Origin of the sequence: Micromonospora purpureochromogenes (assembly GCF_900091515.1) — a bacterium.
GTDB classification, from domain to species: Bacteria; Actinomycetota; Actinomycetes; order Mycobacteriales; family Micromonosporaceae; genus Micromonospora; species Micromonospora purpureochromogenes.
The window spans coordinates 1,484,324-1,502,853 of record NZ_LT607410.1; the positions used below are offsets into that span (position 1 = coordinate 1,484,324).

At 74.3% G+C, this 18,530-nt stretch carries 14 protein-coding genes and 1 pseudogene; 9 read left to right on the forward strand and 6 right to left on the reverse strand.

What is annotated here, in order from left to right:
* The first annotated feature begins 40 nt into the window (after positions 1 to 40).
* Positions 41 to 1,489, forward strand: coding sequence for a M1 family metallopeptidase (locus GA0074696_RS07000; RefSeq protein WP_088964402.1), 1,449 nt, complete (start codon positions 41 to 43; stop codon positions 1,487 to 1,489).
* Here GA0074696_RS07000 and GA0074696_RS07005 read toward each other — a convergent pair.
* Positions 1,486 to 2,616, reverse strand: a complete 1,131-nt coding sequence (locus GA0074696_RS07005) for an LCP family protein (protein WP_088960333.1) — start codon at positions 2,614 to 2,616, stop codon at positions 1,486 to 1,488. The two genes, GA0074696_RS07000 and GA0074696_RS07005, sit on opposite strands and share 4 nt — an antisense overlap.
* Before the next feature lie 137 nt (positions 2,617 to 2,753).
* Between GA0074696_RS07005 and GA0074696_RS07010 the strand changes: the two genes are divergently transcribed.
* Positions 2,754 to 4,451 (forward strand): FAD-dependent oxidoreductase, encoded by a 1,698-nt coding sequence (locus GA0074696_RS07010; protein WP_088960334.1) that lies wholly within the window; start codon positions 2,754 to 2,756, stop codon positions 4,449 to 4,451.
* A 143-nt stretch (positions 4,452 to 4,594) separates the two neighbouring features.
* Positions 4,595 to 6,151 carry a glutamine-hydrolyzing GMP synthase gene (gene guaA / locus GA0074696_RS07015; protein ID WP_088960335.1) on the forward strand — a complete coding sequence of 519 codons (1,557 nt, stop codon included), beginning with the start codon at positions 4,595 to 4,597 and terminating at the stop codon, positions 6,149 to 6,151.
* A 10-nt stretch (positions 6,152 to 6,161) separates the two neighbouring features.
* Here the strand turns inward: guaA and GA0074696_RS07020 are convergent, their stop codons facing one another.
* Positions 6,162 to 6,530 (reverse strand): PspC domain-containing protein, encoded by a 369-nt coding sequence (locus GA0074696_RS07020; RefSeq protein WP_088960336.1) that lies wholly within the window; start codon positions 6,528 to 6,530, stop codon positions 6,162 to 6,164.
* A gap of 144 nt (positions 6,531 to 6,674) precedes the next feature.
* Here GA0074696_RS07020 and GA0074696_RS07025 point away from each other — a divergent pair, with 144 nt between their 5' ends.
* From GA0074696_RS07025 to GA0074696_RS07035, 3 genes are all read left to right on the forward strand, one after another.
* The gene (locus GA0074696_RS07025; RefSeq protein WP_088960337.1) at positions 6,675 to 7,622 is read left to right on the forward strand and encodes an NUDIX hydrolase; all 948 of its coding nucleotides are present in this window, start codon (positions 6,675 to 6,677) and stop codon (positions 7,620 to 7,622) included.
* Positions 7,623 to 7,734: 112 nt separating this feature from the next.
* The gene (locus tag GA0074696_RS07030; protein ID WP_088964403.1) at positions 7,735 to 8,646 is read left to right on the forward strand and encodes an NUDIX hydrolase; all 912 of its coding nucleotides are present in this window, start codon (positions 7,735 to 7,737) and stop codon (positions 8,644 to 8,646) included.
* Positions 8,647 to 9,082: 436 nt separating this feature from the next.
* Positions 9,083 to 9,913, forward strand: coding sequence for a CDP-alcohol phosphatidyltransferase family protein (locus GA0074696_RS07035; RefSeq protein ID WP_407940600.1), 831 nt, complete (start codon positions 9,083 to 9,085; stop codon positions 9,911 to 9,913).
* Between the two features lie 57 nt (positions 9,914 to 9,970).
* On the opposite strand, the gene GA0074696_RS07040 is transcribed toward GA0074696_RS07035, so the two are convergent.
* The 3 genes and pseudogenes from GA0074696_RS07040 to GA0074696_RS07050 all read right to left on the reverse strand — a co-directional run bounded on the left by GA0074696_RS07040 (position 9,971) and on the right by GA0074696_RS07050 (position 13,869).
* A complete protein-coding gene (locus tag GA0074696_RS07040; protein ID WP_088960339.1) occupies positions 9,971 to 11,218 on the reverse strand; it encodes a phosphatidylserine decarboxylase in 1,248 nt (415 codons plus the stop codon).
* A gap of 873 nt (positions 11,219 to 12,091) precedes the next feature.
* Positions 12,092 to 12,274: pseudogene (locus GA0074696_RS32530) on the reverse strand (hypothetical protein); the annotation flags it as partial.
* Positions 12,271 to 13,869 (reverse strand): PspC domain-containing protein, encoded by a 1,599-nt coding sequence (locus GA0074696_RS07050; protein WP_088960340.1) that lies wholly within the window; start codon positions 13,867 to 13,869, stop codon positions 12,271 to 12,273. The gene GA0074696_RS07050 and the pseudogene GA0074696_RS32530, both read right to left, overlap by 4 nt.
* A 198-nt stretch (positions 13,870 to 14,067) precedes the next feature.
* Between GA0074696_RS07050 and GA0074696_RS07055 the strand changes: the two genes are divergently transcribed.
* The 3 genes from GA0074696_RS07055 to GA0074696_RS07065 all read left to right on the forward strand — a co-directional run bounded on the left by GA0074696_RS07055 (position 14,068) and on the right by GA0074696_RS07065 (position 17,355).
* On the forward strand, positions 14,068 to 15,309 hold the full coding sequence (locus tag GA0074696_RS07055; RefSeq protein ID WP_407940559.1) for a PspC domain-containing protein: 1,242 nt from the start codon (positions 14,068 to 14,070) through the stop codon (positions 15,307 to 15,309).
* Positions 15,310 to 15,311: 2 nt separating this feature from the next.
* Positions 15,312 to 15,998 carry a response regulator gene (locus GA0074696_RS07060; protein ID WP_088964404.1) on the forward strand — a complete coding sequence of 229 codons (687 nt, stop codon included), beginning with the start codon at positions 15,312 to 15,314 and terminating at the stop codon, positions 15,996 to 15,998.
* Between the two features lie 184 nt (positions 15,999 to 16,182).
* Complete coding sequence (locus tag GA0074696_RS07065; RefSeq protein ID WP_231925288.1) at positions 16,183 to 17,355, forward strand: thioester domain-containing protein; 1,173 nt, start codon at positions 16,183 to 16,185, stop codon at positions 17,353 to 17,355.
* A gap of 93 nt (positions 17,356 to 17,448) precedes the next feature.
* Here the strand turns inward: GA0074696_RS07065 and GA0074696_RS07070 are convergent, their stop codons facing one another.
* Positions 17,449 to 18,183: a PIG-L deacetylase family protein gene (locus GA0074696_RS07070; protein WP_197700818.1), complete on the reverse strand. Its 735-nt coding sequence runs from the start codon at positions 18,181 to 18,183 to the stop codon at positions 17,449 to 17,451.
* Positions 18,184 to 18,530: the final 347 nt, after the last annotated feature.

Consider the following 18,530-nt stretch of genomic DNA (forward strand, 5'->3'; position numbering starts at 1 on the left):
GTAGGCTGCCGCCGACGACACGGGGAGGTGCCGGGTGGCCATGGCGCGGATGCGGCGGGGAGTCGGTCTGGTGACGGTGGCGGCCCTCGGGCTCGCCGGGTGCGGGTCCGACCCGGAGCCGCGGCCGGCGCCGGCCACGGCACCGGCCCCGACGGCCGGGCGGCAGTTCGCGCCGGGCGCGGCCGGCGTCGGCGACGCCTACTTCCCGAGCTACGGCAACGGCGGGTACGACGTCGGGCGGTACACCGTCAAGGTCCGCTACGACCCGGCGACCGACCGGCTCACCGGCACCGCCACCGTGCAGGCGACGGCCACCGCCGACCTGTCCGCGTTCCACCTGGACCTGGCCGGGCTGACCGTGCGGAAGGTGACCGTGGACGGCGCGCCGGCCCGGCACGCCCGCGAGGCCGACGAGCTGATCGTCACCCCGGCCGCCGGGCTCACCGCCGGCAACGGCTTCACCGCCGAGATCAGCTACGGGGGAAAGCCGGAGCCGCTGGCCAACGAGGTGCTCGGTGAGGGCGGCTGGCTGCACACCACCGACGGCGCGATCGCGCTCGGCCAGCCGGAGTCGGCGAGCACCTGGTTCCCGGTCAACGACCACCCCTCGGACAAGGCGACCTACGACGTCGAGATCACCGTCCCGAAGGGGCTGACCGCGGTCAGCAACGGGGTGCCGAAGGGGCGCTCGGACGCCGACGGCTGGACCACCTGGAAGTGGTCCGAGGCCGCCCCGATGGCCAGCTACCTGAGCACCGTGGTGATCGGGGACTACCGGGTCGAGACCGGCGAGCACAAGGGACGGCCGGTGTTCAGCGCGGTCAGCACCAAGCTCGGCAAGGGGGCCGCCGACGCGTCGATGGCCCGCACCACGGAGGTCGCCGACTACCTGGAGAGCGTCTTCGGGCCGTACCCGTTCGCCGCGTACGGCGGGGTGGTGGTCGCCGACGAGCGGATCCGGTACGCGCTGGAGACGCAGAGCCGCCCGGTCTACGGCGCGGGCTTCTTCCGGGGCGGCGAGAACACCGGCGTGGTCGCCCACGAGCTGGCCCACCAGTGGTTCGGCAACAGCGTCTCGCTGGCGAAGTGGCAGGACATCTGGCTCAACGAGGGGCTGGCCACCTACGCCGAGTGGCTCTGGGCCGAGCACCGGGGCACCGGCACCGCCCAGGCGGCCTTCGACCGGCGGTACGCCGGTTCGTCCAGCAGCCTCTGGCAGACGCCGCCGGCCGAGCCCGGTCGGGAGAACCTGTTCAGCGAGTCGGTCTACCAGCGCGGCGGGATGACCGTGCACGCGCTGCGGGTGGCGGTCGGTGACGCGGCGTTCTTCAAGATCCTCAAGACCTGGGCGGCGGAGAAGCGCAACGGCAACGCCACCACCGAGGATTTCGTCGCGGTCGCCGAGCGGGTCTCCGGCAAGCAGCTCGACAAGCTCTTCGCCGCCTGGCTGCACGGCACCGAGCGCCCGCCGGCCCCGAAGCGAATCTAGTTCTTCACCCGCAGCTCGGGGTGGGCGGCGAGGAACTTCTCGGCGTCGCCGGCCTTGAGCGCGGTGAGGAACTGCCGGCCGACCGGCTTGAGCTCCTCACCCCGGTACGCGCTGCCCTTGCCCACCCCGCTGCCGGGGAGCGCGACCGGGGTGAACCGGTCGACGCTCAGCCCACCGAGGGCGTACGCGAAATCGACGATGCGGGGACCGCCGGCGTAGATCAGGGTGTCGCCGAGCGCGTCGACCACCTGCTGGACCCGGTCCGGCTGGCGGGCCAGGTTCTCGTCGAGGATCTTGGCGGTCAGCGCCCGGATGAGCTGCTGCTGGTGGCGCTGCCGGGCGTAGTCGCCGCCGGCGATGTAGCGCTGGCGGGCGTAGTCCAGCGCCTGCCAGCCGTTGAGGTGCCGCTGGCCCTTCTCGTAGACCATCTGCGGCCCGACGTAGCCGCCGCCGGAGGGCGCCGGGTCGCGGTGCTTGCCGTCCGGCCGGCGGTGCAGCGAGACCACCCGCTGGTCGACGTAGATGTCCACCCCGCCCAGGGTGTCCACCAGCTTGTCGAAGCCGTTGAAGGTGATCACCGCGCCGGCGTCGAACCGCAGCCCGGTGTATCCGCTGACCGTGCTGCGCAGCAGCTCGTACCCCTGGGCGACGCGGTGCTCCTTGGGCTTGCCCGGCACCCGGCTGCCGTAGCCCATCGCGTGGGTGAGCTTGGTCTTTCCGCCCCGGTAGCCCGAGGTGGGGAAGGCCGGGATGTCCACCAGCAGGTCGCGGGGGAGCGAGAAGAGGTACGCCCGGTCCAGCCCGGCCGGCACGTGCAGCACCAGCACCGCGTCACTGTGCGGCTCCCACCCGGGGACGCTGACCCGGGTGTCCACCCCGACCAGCAGCAGGTTGAGCGGCCCGGTGATGCCGGCCCCGGGCGGGGCGGTCGGGCTGGGCTCGGCGGCGGTGCTCGGCGTGGCGGTCGCGGTGGCGCTGGCGGCGACCGCGCCCGGCCGGCGCTGCGGCCCGTCGTCGCTGACCAGCCGGTTCACCACCAGGGCGCCCCCGGCGACCAGGACCACCGCGGCGAGGGCGGCCAGCAGCAGCACCCGGCGCGGTCGTCGCGCCCCTGTCTCGTGAGCCATGCTCGGCACCCCCGTTGAAACAACGCTCCGACGGGGGCCCCGAGTTGCGGGCGTGGCCGGACGGATCGGTGGACGCGATCATGATCGCGCGAAAACTGGCGCTGGCGCGATGGCTACTCAGCGGTAATGATGCGTTCATGCGGTACGACGTGGTCGTCATCGGGTCCGGCTTCGGCGGCAGCGTCACCGCGCTCCGGCTGGCCGAAAAGGGTTACACCGTCGGCGTTCTGGAGGCCGGCCGGCGGTTCGCCGACGACGAGTTCCCACAGACCTCCTGGCGGGCCCGGCGCTTCCTCTGGGCGCCGAAGCTCGGCTGCTACGGCCTGCAACGGATCACGTTGCTCCGCTCGGCCGACCGCAAGGCCGGCGGCGGCGTGATGGTGCTCTCCGGGGCGGGGGTGGGCGGCGGCTCGCTGGTCTACGCCAACACCCTCTACGAGCCGTTGGACGCCTTCTACGACGATCCGCAGTGGCGCGGCATCACCGACTGGCGCGACGAGCTGGCCCGCCACTACGACCAGGCGAAGCGGATGCTCGGCGTCACCACGTACCCGGTCGACACCGGCGCGGACCGGGCGATGCGCGCGGTCGCCGAGCGGATGGGGGTCGGCCGGACCTTCCACGCCACCCCGGTGGGCGTGCACATCGGCCGCCCCGGCCAGCGGGTCCCGGACCCGTACTTCGGCGGCGTCGGCCCGGAGCGCACCGGCTGCACGCACTGCGGCTCCTGCATGACCGGCTGTCGTCACGGCGCGAAGAACACCCTGGTCAAGAACTACCTCTGGCTGGCCGAGCGGCTCGGCGTCGAGGTCCACCCGCTGACCACGGTGACCGCCGTCCGGCCGGCGCCCGACGGCGGGTACGAGGTGCACACCGAGCGGACGGGCGCCTGGCTGCGGCGGCGCCGGCAGGTCGTCCACGCCGACCAGGTGGTTTTCGCCGCCGGGGCGCTGGGCACCCAGCGGCTGCTGCACGAGATGAAGGCGACCGGGGCGCTGCCCGGCCTGTCCGACCGGCTCGGCGAGCTGACCCGGACCAACTCCGAGGCGATCCTCGGCGCTTCGGTGCCCCGCGGGCGGGCCCGCGCCGAGGGGGTGGACTTCACCGAGGGGGTGGCGATCACCAGCTCCTTCCACCCCGACCCGCAGACCCACATCGAGCCGGTGCGCTACGGCCGCGGCTCGAACGCGATGGGGCTGCTCCAGTCGCTGCTGGTCGACGGTGGCCCGCACCGGGTCCGGCGCTGGCTGGGCAGCATCGTCCGGCAACCGGGGCTGGCGGCCCGGATGCTGTCGGTGCGCGGCTGGTCGGAGCGGACGGTGATCGCCCTGGTCATGCAGTCGGTGGACAACTCGCTGACCACCCGGTTCCGGCGCGGCCTCTTCGGCCGGCGACTGGTCTCCGGCCCGGGCCACGGCGCGCCCAACCCGACCTGGATTCCGGCCGGCAACCAGGCGGTCCGGCTGCTCGCCGAGGAGATCGGCGGTACGCCGGGCGGCGCGCTGACCGAGCCGTTCAACATCCCGATGACCGCGCACATCCTCGGCGGGGCGGTGATCGGGGCGTCCCCGGCCGACGGGGTCATCGACCCGTGGCACCGGGTCTACGGCCACCCGGGGCTGCACGTGGTGGACGGGGCGGCGGTCTCGGCGAACCTCGGCGTGAACCCGTCGCTGACGATCACCGCCCAGGCGGAGCGGGCGATGTCCTGCTGGCCGAACAAGGGCGAGGACGACCCCCGTCCGCCGCTCGGCGAGGCGTACGCCCGGGTCGAACCGGTGGCCCCGTACCGCCCGGCGGTGCCGGCGGAGGCCCCCGGCGCGCTGCGCGGCTGATCGCCCGGGCCGGACCGGGGGCACCGGAGGCGCGGCCGGCCGGCGGCGGCGGTCGGCCGGTTGACCGGCGGGGACGTGACGCGGCACGCCCGGAGCCCGGCCGCTGCCGGGGCCGGGGGTGACTGTCGGTAGGCTTTCTGCACATGAGCACGCCTCGCCCCGTCCTGGTGGTGGACTTCGGAGCCCAGTACGCCCAGCTCATCGCGCGCCGGGTGCGCGAGGCGAAGGTCTACTCGGAGATCGTCCCGCATTCGATGCCGGTCGCCGAGATGCTGGCGAAGGACCCGGCCGCGATCATCCTGTCCGGCGGCCCGTCCAGCGTCTACGCGCCGGATGCCCCGCAGATCGACGCCGGGATGTTCGACTCCGGCGTGCCGGTCTTCGGCATCTGCTACGGCTTCCAGGCGATGGCCCAGGCGCTCGGCGGCACGGTCGCCAAGACCGGCAACCGCGAGTACGGCGGCACCCCGCTGCGCCCCCGCCTCCTCGAGCCGGGCGTGCTGCTGCGCGATCTGCCGGCCGACCTGCCGGTCTGGATGAGCCACGGCGACTGCGTGACCGAGGCCCCCGAGGGCTTCACGGTGACCGCCGAGTCGGCCGGCGCCCCGGTCGCCGCCTTCGAGGACCTGGCCGGCCGCCGGGCCGGGGTGCAGTTCCACCCGGAGGTCGGGCACACCGCGCACGGCCAGGAGATGCTGACCCGCTTCCTGTACGACATCGCCGGGATCGAGCCGACCTGGACGCCCGAGAACATCATCGACGAGCAGGTCGCCCGGATCCGCGCGCAGGTCGGCGACAAGGAGGTCATCTGCGGCCTGAGCGGCGGCGTGGACTCCGCGGTGGCCGCCGCGCTGGTGCACAAGGCGGTCGGTGACCAGCTCACCTGCGTCTTCGTCGACCACGGCCTGCTGCGCGCCGGCGAGGCCGAGCAGGTGGAGAAGGACTACGTCGCGGCGACCGGCATCAAGCTGAAGGTGGTCGACGCGCAGGAGCGGTTCCTCGGCGCGCTGGCCGGGGTCACCGACCCGGAGCAGAAGCGCAAGATCATCGGCCGGGAGTTCATCCGGGTCTTCGAGGCCGCCGCCCGCGAGATCGCCTCGCACGGTGACGTCGAGTTCCTGGTCCAGGGCACCCTCTACCCCGACGTGGTGGAGTCCGGCGGCGGCACCGGCACCGCCAACATCAAGAGCCACCACAACGTCGGCGGCCTGCCGGAGGACCTGAAGTTCGCCCTGGTCGAGCCGCTGCGCACGCTGTTCAAGGACGAGGTCCGGGCGCTCGGCCTCCAGCTGGGGCTGCCCGAGGCGATGGTCTGGCGGCACCCGTTCCCGGGCCCGGGCCTGGCCATCCGGATCATCGGCGCGGTCGACCAGGAGCGGCTGGACCTGCTCCGCCAGGCGGACCTGATCGCCCGCGAGGAGCTCTCCGCCGCCGGCCTGGACCGGGGCGTCTGGCAGTTCCCGGTGGTCCTCCTGGCCGACGTGCGCAGCGTCGGCGTGCAGGGTGACGGGCGCAGCTACGGGCATCCCGTGGTGCTGCGCCCGGTCTCCAGCGAGGACGCGATGACCGCCGACTGGTCCCGGCTGCCCTACGAGGTGGTCGCCCGGATCTCCACCCGGATCACCAACGAGGTCGCCGAGGTAAACCGGGTGGTCCTGGACGTGACCAGCAAGCCGCCGGGCACCATCGAGTGGGAGTGAGCCGGTCGGCTCACGCCGTCGGCGGCTGCTGCGGCGGGTAGGTCGGCTGCGCGACGGTCGGCGGCTCGGGTCGGGTGGTCGGGGCCGGCGGCGGGACGTACCCCGGGGTGGGAAGCGTGCCGTGCGGCGCGGCGCCCGCCGGGTGCGGCCAGGCGGGCGCGCCCGCCGGCTCCTCCGGCATCAGGAACCACATGATCGGGTACGCCAGCGCGGCGAACCCGCCGGTGAGCAGGGTCGCCACGGCGAAGACCACTCGGACCAGGGTGGGGTCGACGGCGAAGTAGCGGCCGAGGCCGCTGGCGACGCCGGCCACCATCCGGTCGGTGGTGGGTCGGCGGAGCTGCTTGTACGGGGCCTGGGGGGTGCTCGTCGAGGTCATGTCTCCACGTTCCGCGCGGGGCGGCCGGGCGACCTCGGTGACCGCCCGGATCCCTACCCTGACCGATCCCTGACCTGCCAGTCATGAGTCAGGAATCTGACTCTTTTCGATCCAAGTACCCGTGGGCGGGGAGAATTTGGCTCCGTGACCACCTTGCTGGAGCCGCTCCGCAGGATCGCGGCATACGCAGTCTGTGCTGATTCAGTCGGCCGAGTGTTGCTGGTCCGCGCATCGGAGCGCTCCGGCACCCCCGGCGTGTGGTCCCTGCCCGGCGGGGCGGTCGACCACGGTGAGGACCCGAAGCACACCGTCGTCCGGGAGACCGCCGCCGAGACCGGGCTCTCGGTCGCCGTCTCCGGGCTGGAGGACGTCCTCGCCGACATGCGGGCCCTGCCGGAGCGGGGCATCACCATCCACACCGACCGCCTGCTCTACCGGGTCTCGGTGCGCGGTGGCACCCTCACCGACCGGGTGGAGCGTCCCACCGACCTGGCCCGCTGGTACACCCTCGACGAGGCCCGCGCCCTGCCGCTGCGCTTGTTCACCGCGCGCGCCCTGGGCCTGCCCGCCTCCTCCGCCGACGTCGTCCCGGACGAGCCGCCGGAGTTCCCCTCCTTCTACGCCGTTCCCGGCCCGGACGGCCTGCACCGGGCGCAGCGCTTCGCCGCGTACGCGGTGGTGACCGACCCCGACGACCGGGTGCTGCTGACCCGGGTCTCCGACGGGTATCCGGGGGCCGGCTGCTGGCACCTGCCCGGCGGCGGCACCGACTACGGCGAGCAGCCCGGCGCCGCGCTGATCCGGGAGCTGGTGGAGGAGACCGGCCAGACCGGCCGCCTGGTCGAGCTGCTCGGCGTGGCCAGCCACCGGGACGCCGCCTCGCTCGGCCCCGAGGGCTACCCGATCGACTGGCACGGGGTACGCGCCTTCTACCGGGTGGTGGTCGACCAGCCCGCCCCGCCCACCGTCGCCGACGTCGGCGGCTCCACCTGCGAGGCCCGCTGGTTCGCCCGGGAGGAGCTGGGCGCCCTCCCCACCGACCGGCTCACCGAGGTCACCGCCGAAGCCGTCCAGGCCGCCCGCCTCACCTGACCACCTCCGCCTGCCGCCGATCCTGGGCGTCGACCGCCTGATACCGCCCCCCGCTGCCGCTAACCTCATGATCGACGGCCGGATGGCCGGGCGGCGGGGGAGCGTGGTGGGCGTGGAACAGCGGCGCAGGGTCGGGGCGTACGGAGTGCTGCGGGACGCCTCGGGGCGGGTGCTGCTGGCCCGGGGATCCGCCCGCTGTCCGTTTCCGGGCGTGTGGCAGGTGCCGGGGGGCGGCGTCGAGCACGCGGAGCACCCCGCGCGGGCGGTGGTCCGCGAGTTCGCCGAGGAGACCGGGCTGACCGTCGAGGTGACCGGGGTGCGGGCCGCCCTGGCCGACGTCACCACGTTCCGCGCCGAGGGTGTGGCCGTGCACACCGACCGGCTGGTCTTCGACGTCGAGCAGCACGGCGGCGAGCTGCGCCCGGAGCCGGCCGGCGGCAGCGACGAGCTGGCCTGGTGCACGCCGGACGAGGCGGCCGCCCTGCCGCTGATGCCGTTCACCGCCGAACTGCTCGGCCTACCCGTCACGCCCCTGCCGGCCGGCCTGCCCGGCGCGCTGCCGGCCGGGCAGGCCGCCCCGCCCGCCGACCGGCGCCAGCGGTTCGCCGCGTACGGGCTGGTCACCGACCCCGCGGACCGGATCCTGCTGACCCGGATCGCACCGGGCTACCCGGGTGCCGGCCGGTGGCACCTGCCCGGTGGTGGCACGGATCACGGCGAGCAGCCGGCCGCCGGGCTGCTGCGCGAGCTGGTGGAGGAGTCCGGGCAGCTCGGGACGGTTGTCGACCTGTTGACCGTCGACAATCTGCACAACCCCGCAGCGCTCGGGCCGGAGGGGCGCCCGCTGGACTGGCACGCCGTCCGGGTGGTCTACCGGGTGCTGGTCGCCGCGCCCACCGAGCCGGAGGTGACCGAGCTGGCCGGCGGGTCGACCGCGGAGGCGGGCTGGTTCACGTCGGCGCAGGTGGAAAGGCTGTCGCTGACCGAGGTCGCGGCACTGGCAACCGGACGTCGAGGTCGATAGCCCCCGCTCGCCGGGCCGTTGCGGGGGTGCTCCGGTACAGTCGTAAGTGAGGTTGGCGGAGAAAACGGGCGATGAAGCCCGAGATGGGAACAAGGCAGCGGTTCGCGCGGTTTAACGGAGATATAAGTACCGCCGGCAGCTATCGCCAACCGCCACTTCCCTGTGCAATGGTGTACACCGCTTGAACGGGCTGCCGGGCCAAGAGCGGTCCGGCACGAGACAGCCGGACACCCGCCCCCCGTGGGCGGCCAGTCGATCCGGTGATGGAGGAAACGTGCCGAGAGCCCTATGGCGCCGGCGTCGTACGACTGACAGTCCGCGCCCCGCCGGGCGTCGCTGGGCGGGCCGGTTGCGCCGCAGCAGCACGTTCGCCCGGCAGGTGCTGCTGGTCCGGGTGGGCCGCCGTGACGGCGACCCGCGTATCGGCGCCGAGCTGATGGTCCCCGAGCACCTCGTCGACCGGCCCCGCCGGTACGGCTTCGACCGCGCCCGCCGCGCGGAGATCGAGGCGGTCATGCCGGTCAGCCCGGCCCTCGCCCCCGCTCCGTCGGTGGACGACGACTCGTCGGCGATGTCGATCCCGCTGCTCCCCGGCGAGCGCACCGCGTCGCGCCGGATGAAGTTCGCGCTGGTCAACGCCTGCACCCTGGCCAGCCTGATGCTCGGCATCAACGCGATCTTCGTGGCGATGGCCGGCGAGGCCCGGGTGGCCGCGATCCTGCTGATCGCCTGCGTCGTCTTCGACGGCCTCGACGGCGCGCTCGCCCGCAAGCTCGGCGTGGCCAGCCCGTTCGGCGCCCAGATGGACTCGCTGGCCGACATGTGCTCGTTCGGCCTGGCCGCCCCCGTGGTGGTCTACGCCTCGCTGGCCGGGGCGGCCCCCACCGCGGCCGCCGCGGTGGCTGCGGCCCTCGTCGCGGCCTGCGCTGCGATCCGGCTGGCCCGGTTCAACGTCTCGCCGAAGGACGGCCGGTTCTTCTGCGGCGTGCCGACGACCATGGCGGCGGCGGTGCTCGCCCTCACGGTCGCGATCGGCCTGCCGTTGCCGGCCGTGGTGCAGATCGCCGGGGTGGCGCTGCTGGCCTTCGCGATGGTCTCCAGCTTCCCGTACGCCAAGCTCGCCCGGCTGCTCAAGCTGCCGCCGTGGCTGTGGCTGGCCCCGGTGATCGGCGCGCTGGTCGACATCCGGCTCACCTTCGCCCTGGTGGTGGTGGGCTACCTGGTCAGCGGCCCGCTGCTCTGGCTGCACCAGCGCCGCACCGCCTGATCCACCCGCACGTACGCAGAAGGGGCGCCGCGACCGCGGCGCCCCTTCTCGCGTCCGTCAGCGCCAGCGGGCGATGACCGTGGACCCGCCGACCACCTTGTCGCCCGGCCCGACCAGCGGCTCCGCCGCCTCGGCCGGCAGGTAGACGTCGGTGCGCGAGCCGAACCGGATCAGGCCGAAGCGCTCGCCCCGGGCCAGCAGCGCGCCGATCGGCGCCCGCTGCACGATCCGCCGGGCGATCAGCCCGGTGCGCTGCGCCACCACCACCGTGCCGTGGTCGGTGTCCAGCACCGTGTACGCGGCCACGTTGTGCTCGGCGTCCGGCTTCATCGCGTTGACGAAGCCGCCGTCGGCGACGAAGTAGTCGACCACCTTGCCGGGTACCGGCGCGCGGTTGACGTGCACGTCCAGCACCGACAGGAAGACCGCGATCCGCAGCCACTCGCCGTCGCCGAACCGCTCGTCGTGCAGCCGCTGCACCGAGAGGACCTGACCGTCGGCGGCCGCGACCACGGCCGACGGGTCCTCCGGGACGTCCCGCTCCGGGTCCCGGAAGAAGGCCGCCACCGGGCCGGCCGCCAGCGCCGGCAGCAGCCAGAGCTTGGACTTCGGGCGTACCACGCGGGCCACCGCGGCCAGCCCGAGGGCGATGCCGGCCGCGGCGACGCCGTTGGAGTCGATGTGCATGCCGCGGGTCAGCGGCACGCTGGAGGGCCGGTGGGCGGGGGCCAGCCGGGCGGCGAGCGCGGGGCTGGCCGGGGTGAACCGCAGGTGGTGCACCCGTACCGGCGGGGAGTTGCGCAGCACCAGGTCGCTGCCGACCCCGTGCAGCACGCCCTGGCGGTCCAGTTCGGCGGCGGCCCCCTCGGTACGGAACACCGGCGCGGCCACGCTGAGCACCGAGCCATCGCTGAGGTACTTGGCCAGGCCGTCGACGGTCGTCCGGGCCTGCTCCGCGGTGCCGGTCAGCGGCTCGGCGGCGATGACCACCTCGGCGGCGTCCGCCTCGGCTAGCGAGTCGACGACGCGTACCCGGTCGGCGACCCAGCGGCCCTGGGCCGTCACGTGCTCGCGCAGCGCGCCGGCGCCGGCCGGCTCGGCCGGCACGACGGTGAGCGTGTCGCCGGGCAGCAGCGCGTCGATCGCCGCGGCGAGCACCGCGGACTCCGGGGACGCGCCGACCAGGAGGGCGGCCTTCGGGTCGTTGCGCCGGGCCAGCTCGGTGACGAGGGTGCGGGCGGCGCGCTCGCCGATGCGGACCGGACCGGACCGGCCGGGGGTGCGCTCGGCGGGGGACTGGGTCATGTCGGACGGGCTCCTGACGAGGTAGAGACGGGCTGTCGCGGCGGGACCGCCACGGGCGACCTGGTCCGCTCGGCCCCGGACGGGACCGCTGACCCGACCGCTCGGCCGCGGACGAGGCCCGCTGGCGCGGCCGGCCGGCGGAGGCGGGATCTCCACCGGCCAGCATACGAGTCCGTCGACGGCGACCGCACGGCCGCGGTTGGGCCTGTGTCAAAGTCCCCGGCTCGACCGAGGACTTTGACAGGGGCCCTAGTCCGGCGTGCGGCGTTCCCCGGCCGGCGGGCCGCTGACCGGCTCGACGGGCGACCAGCGGGGCCGGTCGTCCGGCGCGTCGGCCGTCCGGTCCTCGACCGCCTCGGCGGGCCGGTCGCTGATCGCCGCCGTGGTCCACTCGTCCGCGTCGCCGGCCGACCCGATCGCCCGGGTCTGCGGCTCGGTGAAACGGTCACCGGTCCCGTCGGGTCCCCACACCGGGGCGGTGGCGTCGTCCGGACCGGCGAACCGGACCTCGGCGGTCTGCTCTCCGGCCGTTCCGAGCGCCGCCGTCTCCTGCCCGGTCACCTGCGGGCGGGTGAGCGCGTCCTCGTCCGTTCCCGCGTCGGTGTAGTGGATCTCGGCCGTCTCCCGCTCGGCGCCCGGGGTCTCGGTGGTCTCCCAGCGGGTGGGGACCGCCTCCTCGTCCCGCGGGTACCGGAGGTCGGCCGGCTCGACGGAAACCGGCGCCGGTTCCCGGTCCGCGACCGTGGTGTCGGCCGGCCCGGGGAACCCGTCGGCGGTGTCCCGCGGCCCGGCGGGTGGGGCCGGCCAGCCGGCGGCGGACGGGTCGGGTTCGGTCGGCTCCGGCCCGGCGGCCGGCGGGACCTCCCGGTCATGCCGGCCCGACCGCAGCGCGCCGACCAGGCCGAGCAGCCCGATCACCACCAGCGCGCCGGCCAGGAACCAACCCACCGGGGGCAGGGCGAGGCCGAGGATCTGGGCGAGCAGCCACCAGACGGATAGCCCGAGGAAGAGCAGCCCGAAGGTGAGCGAGACGAGGTCCGTGCGGTGCACCCTCACCGGGTCACCTCCAGGTTGCCGGCGTTGATGTGGACGTCGAGGCGCAGCGTGCCCCCGCCGGCCCCGTCCGGACCGAGGTCGGTGCTCTCCCGGGAGCGGCCGTCCAGCCCGCCCGAACGCCGGCCGAAGACCGTGGCGTCCCCGGCGTTCACGTCGGTCACGGTGGTCACGTCGACGTTCGGCGGCACCACGATCGTCGCCTCACCGAAGTTGACCACGACGGTGATCTCGGTGGTCCGCTTGTCGAAGTTGATCCCCCGCAGGTCCAGCGTGGCGTCGCCGAAGCTGTTCTCGTAGCGGGTGGCCAGGTCGCGGACGTCGGTTGGGGCCCAGGTGACGTTGCCGTCCACGCCACGGATCCGGTCGTAGGACTCGGCCACCGTGGCCACCCCGAGCGCCGCCGCGGTCACCAGCCCCAGCGCGATCAGCCAGCGGGCCCGACCGAACCAGGTGCCCACCAGCAGCCCGAGGCCGATGGTGGCCAGCGCCGCCGCGAAGTAGGCCGCGGCGCCGACCGGGAAGACGCCCAGCAGATCCAGGATGGCCACCACGCCCAGGGCGAGGAAGATGAGCGAGAAGGTCACCGCGCCGAGCGCCGACCGCTCGCGCGGCCGCTTCGGCGGCTTCACCCGGGGCGGCGGGGGCGGGGGCGGCGAAGACGGCCCGGCGTACGGCCCGCGCGGCGCGAACGGCGGGCGGTAGCCACCGGCGGGCACCGCCGCGCCCACCGGCGGCACCAGGGCGGTCGGCTCGGCGACCGGCGGCCAGCTGGCCGGTGCGGGTTCGGCCGTCCCCGGCGCGGCCGGCCAGGCGGCGGTCCGGGCGTCCGGCCGGGCACCGGGCGGCGCGGCCGGTGGCGCGGGCGACCAGGCGGTCTGCTCGGCCGTGCGCTCCGCCGGCACGGAGACCGGCAGCGGTGCGGTCGGGGCGAGCGGGCCGGTCGGGGCCGGCGGCGCGGGGGTGAAGAGGCCGGGCGCGGGGTAGCTGACCGGTGGCACCGGGCCGGGTGGTGCGCTGGCCGGGGCCGGCGGTCCGGTGGGGACGGCTGCGGGCGGGGTGCGACCGTCCCGGTTGAGCAGCAGCGCGCCGCCGATGAGGATCGCCGCGCCGAGCAGGACGGCCCGGAACGCGTCCGTGACGATGAAGCCGAAGCTCACCGCGACCAGGATGCTCAGCACGATGACGGTGACCGGCGACATGCTGGACCGGCCCCGGCCGAGCATCGACTCCACCGGGGAGGCGCTGTCGCCCTCGCCGGGGATGACCAGCAGGGCCGCGACGTAGAGCAGGATGCCGACGCCGCCGAAGAAGCCGAGCACGGCGAGGATCACCCGCCAGAGCACCGGGTCGGTGTTGGTGGCCCGGCCGATCGCCGCGCAGACCCCGGCCAGGTAACGGCCCTCGCGCGGCCGGACCAGCCCGTACCGCGAGGTGAAGCCGGCGCCGCCCGACGGCGGCGGAGCGTACCCCCCGGGGGGTGGCGTCTGGCCGCCGTGGGCGGACGCCCACGGGCCCGGCGCGCCGGTGGTGGTGGGCGGCGGACTCTCCGGCTCGGTCGCCCACGGGCGGGGCGGCGGGGCAGCTTCCTCGGTCATGCTCCGATCCTGCTGCGCCGGACGCCCGAGCGTCCTCCGGACCCGACCCTGACCCCACCCTGAGATCCCGGGGGCGGGAATGTCCGGGGCGTCCCCGTGGTCGCCGGGCGTCGCCCCGTGTGACGATCGGACCGGAGCCGGACGACCCCGGCACCTGCGCCGCACCGGCCCTGGACAGGGGAGCCTCCGATCAGCACCGTGACGACCCCACCGCCCCGCCTCTACCGGGCACCCGAGCACCGGATGGCCGCCGGCGTCGCCGCCGGCATCGCCGACCACCTCGGCATCCCGGTGCTGCGGGTACGGGTCGCCTTCATGGTCCTGCTCGGCCTCAGCGGCCTGGGGCTGCTGCTCTACGCCGCCTTCTGGGCGGTGGTCCCGCTGCGTCCCGGCGACACCGCCGCGCCGCCCCGCCGGGACCTCGCGCAGCTGCTGCCGTTCGTGCTGATCGGGCTGGGCGTGCTGCTGATGCAGGTGCTGGTCTTCGACTCGGTGGGCGCGACCGGCACCGCCGGCTGGCTGGTTGCGATCATCGCGGTGGGCGCCGGCGTGATCTGGCACCAGTCCGCGCCGGAGCGCCGCCGGCAGTGGGGCGACTCGATGCCGGTGCCGTGGCTCGGCGCGGTGGTCGAGGAGAGCGACCGGCGGGCGTTCGTGCTCCGCTTCGCCGGCGGCGGGGTGCTGGTCGCGGTCGGCATCATCGGCGTGGCGGCGGTCTACTCCCCGGTGCAGAACTTCGACGCGGTGGTCAACGGCGTGATCTTCGCGCTGGTCGGGCTGGCCGGCGTCGGTGTGGTTGCGGCGCCGGTGCTGTGGCGGACGTACAACCAGCTCCGCTCGGAGCGGGAGGGGCGCATCCGCGAGCAGGAACGCGCCGAGCTGGCCGCCATGGTCCACGACCAGGTGCTGCACACCCTCGCCCTGATTCAGCGCAACGCCACCGACGTCAAGACGGTGCAGCGGCTGGCCCGGGGCCAGGAGCGCTCGCTGCGCAACTGGCTCTACAAGCCCACCGGCTCGCCCACCGAACGCTTCGCCGCCGCGCTGGAGCAGGCCGCCGCCGAGGTGGAGGACACCTTCGCGATCACGGTCGAGGCGGTGGTGGTGGGCGACCGGGAGACCGACGAGCGGGTCGGCGCGCTGGTGGCCGCGGCCCGGGAGGCGCTGGTCAACGCGGCCCGGCACGCCGGGGTGCAGACCGTGTCGCTCTACGCCGAGGTCGAGCCGGAGCAGGTGAGCGTCTTCGTGCGGGACCGGGGCAAGGGCTTCGACCCGGATACGGTGGAGGATCACCGGCACGGCGTACGAGGATCGATCGTCGGGCGGATGAAGCGGCACGGCGGCCGGGCGGAGATCCGGTCCGGGCCGGGAGAGGGAACCGAGGTCCGGTTGATCCTGCCGATCACCGGCAACGGCTCCACGGCGGAGAGGGACAAATGATCATGGCGGAGCAGTCGATGGAACCGGTCGAGGGCGCGGGCGCCCGGGTGGAGCGGCTGCGGGTCTTCCTCGTCGACGACCACGCCATGTTCCGGGCGGGCGTACGGGCCGAGCTGGGCGCGCACGTCGAGGTGGTGGGGGAGGCGAGCACGGTGGCCGAGGCGCTCACCCGGATCGCCGCGACCCAGCCCGACGTGGTGCTGCTGGACGTGCACATGCCCGACGGGGGCGGCCGGGCGGTGCTGGACGCGATGCGGCGTACCCATCCGCAGGTCAAGTTCCTGGCGCTGAGCGTGTCCGACGCCGCCGAGGACGTGATCGGGTTGATCCGGGCGGGTGCGCGGGGCTACGTCACCAAGACCATCTCGCCGGACGAGCTGACCGCCGCGATCCGTCGGGTGGCCGACGGCGACGCCGTGTTCAGCCCCCGGCTGGCCGGGTTCGTGCTGGACGCCTTCGCGGCCCGCCCGGACGCGCCGGTCGCCGACCCGGAGCTGGACCAGCTCACCAACCGGGAGCGGGAGGTGCTGCGCCTGCTGGCCCGGGGGTACGCGTACAAGGAGATCGCCAAGGAGCTGTTCATCTCGATCAAGACGGTCGAGACGCACGTGTCCAACGTGCTGCGCAAGCTCCAGATGTCCAACCGGTACGAGCTGTCCCGCTGGGCGGCGGACCGCCGGCTGGTGTGACGGCAGGGCCGATCCGGCACAATCGGACCGAACGACCCCAGGGGCTGACAAGAGATCCATTCATGTCGCATAATGCCCCGTCGCGTTTTTCTCGCGCGCGGGTGGTGCGAAACCCCGCGAGAACGGCGACCTGTGCAGGCCCGCCGGATGCGGGCCCACCCCTGGGGAGAGGTGTAAGAGTTTGATGTTCGGACAACTGGGACGACGCTGGGCCGGAATCGCCACGGCGCTTGTCGCCGGCAGCGCGATGGTGCTCGGCTCGGCCGCTCCGGCCGCCGCCGAGGCGCCGGCGACCGGCGTGGCGCGCGCGGTGAAGGACACCGGCGTCGTACTGAAGCTCAACGACCGGAAGCTGTCGACCTCGGCGCTCGCGCTGGAGCTCAAGGACGGCACGGTGCCGGTCTTCTGCATCGACTTCCACACCCCGGTGGCCCGCGACGGTGAGTACACCGAGGGCACCTGGGGCGAGTCGGAGGTCGCGAACCTCGGCAAGGTGCAGTGGGTGCTCGCCCACGGCTACCCGAACGCCGAGGTGCCGGCGCTGCTCAAGGCGGCCGGGACGGAGCTGCCGGCCGGGCTGGGCGACAAGCGGCGCGACACCCTGCTCTACTTCGGCACCCAGACCGCCGTCTGGCACTTCAGCGACGGCGTCGAGCTGGGCGACTGGGAGCAGGGCCTGACCGACGCCGCCGAGTACGGCGTGATCAAGAAGATTCACGACTACCTGGTGACGAACGCGACGGACCAGCCGGAGCCGAAGGCCGAGCTGAGCATCGACCCGGCGAAGGCCACCGCCACCGTCGGTGGCAGGGCGGGCCCGTTCACCGTCAAGGGTCCGGCGGGCGAGATCGCGCTGAAGGTCTCCGGCGGCACCGCTGTCGACGCCGAGGGCAAGCCGGTCACCACGACCACCAACGGCGGGACCTTCTGGCTGACCGCGACCGATCCCGGTTCGGTCACCGTGACCGTTTCCGCCCAGGACTCGGTCTCCTTCGGGCGGGTGTTCCTCTTCTCCGGCGGCAAGGACGAGAAGCAGAAGCTGATCCTCGGCGGCAGCGCCGGCGCCACCGTCACCGCCGACGCCGCGGCGAGCTTCGCCGCCGCCCCCGCCAGCCCGTCGGCGTCCCCGAGCACCCCGTCGGCGTCGCCCTCGCCGTCGACCCCGGTCGAGTCGCCCTCGCCCTCGACCCCGGGGGAGAGCCCGGCGCCGTCCACCTCGCCGGCCGGCAACGGCGGCGACCTGCCGCTGACCGGTTCGCCGATCGCGGCCGCGGCCGCCGCCGGCGTGCTGCTGCTGGCCGTGGGTGCGGTCGCCCTGCTGGTGGTCCGCCGCCGCAAGGTGCGCTTCACCGCCTGACGAACCACCCCCTCCGGCCTCGGCACCCGGTGGTGTCGGGGCCGGAGTCCGTTCCGGGCCGCCCGGGTGCGGGTCGGCCCGGCCGGCGGCGGGTCACTCGGTACGCAGCACGGTGAACGCCTCGGCCAGCCGGCCCGACGGCAGCCCCGCGTTGTCGGCGACCGCGGTCAGCCGGTCACGCACCCAGGTCTCCAGGTCCAGCCGGTCGGTCTGCGAGGAGTGCGCCCGCATCGCCGCGAGCTTGCGATCGATCTGGTCGGTGATGTCGACGGCGTGGTCCGGGCCGGGGCCGCCGGCGTACCAGATCTCCCGGACCACCCACGGCTGGAGGCCCTGCGCGAGCAGCTCCGGGTGGGCGAAGGGGTTGCGGGCGTCCGGGTAGACGGCGCAGGTGGTCGCCTCGCCCACGGCGAGGTGGTCGGGGTGGCTCGGCCCGGCGAGGTGCTCCCACCGGCGCAGCGGCGAGTTGGTCAGCACCCGGTCGGGGCGGAACCGCCGGATGGCCGCGGTGACGTCCCGCCGCAGGTCGAGCGTGGGCGTGACGGTGCCGTCGGCGTACCCGTCCAGGAAGTCGACCCGGGTCACCCCGACGGCGGCCGCCGCGGCGCGCTGCTCGGCCTCGCGCAGCCGGGGCAGCCGCTCGCGGGCGGTGTCGTCGAAGCCGCCGGCGTCGCCGCGGGTGACGATCAGGTACCCGACCGCTACGCCGTCCTCCACCCAGCCTGCTATGGTGCCCGCACAGCCGAAGTCGACATCATCCGGATGGGCAAAAACGGCCAGCGCTCGGTGGACGTCGGAGAGCGCCGGAGCGGAGGCGGGGAAGCTCACAAGCCCCGAGCCTACGGGTGGTGCGGAGATGCGGTGCCTTGATGTCTTACCTGCTCAGAGTGGTATGACCAGGGCATCTCATGATCTTTTCTCAAGTATCGGCAACGCGGCGAGCAACTAACGGCTTGATAACGGCACCTTCACGTAATGGGCCGGTGGGTGTCACAGTGGCAGCACCTCACCCCTGGCGTGAGGCACCCCGTACGTCCCGCCGACCACGGCACCGCCCACCAACGCGGTTCGTGGCCGTCGAGCCTGCGCGGTGTCGAGCGTGAGTGGTGCGGTGGCCCGGCGGATCGGTCCCCCTGGGGTGTCCCGATTTCTCTGCGGTAAGTACCGGTGACCTG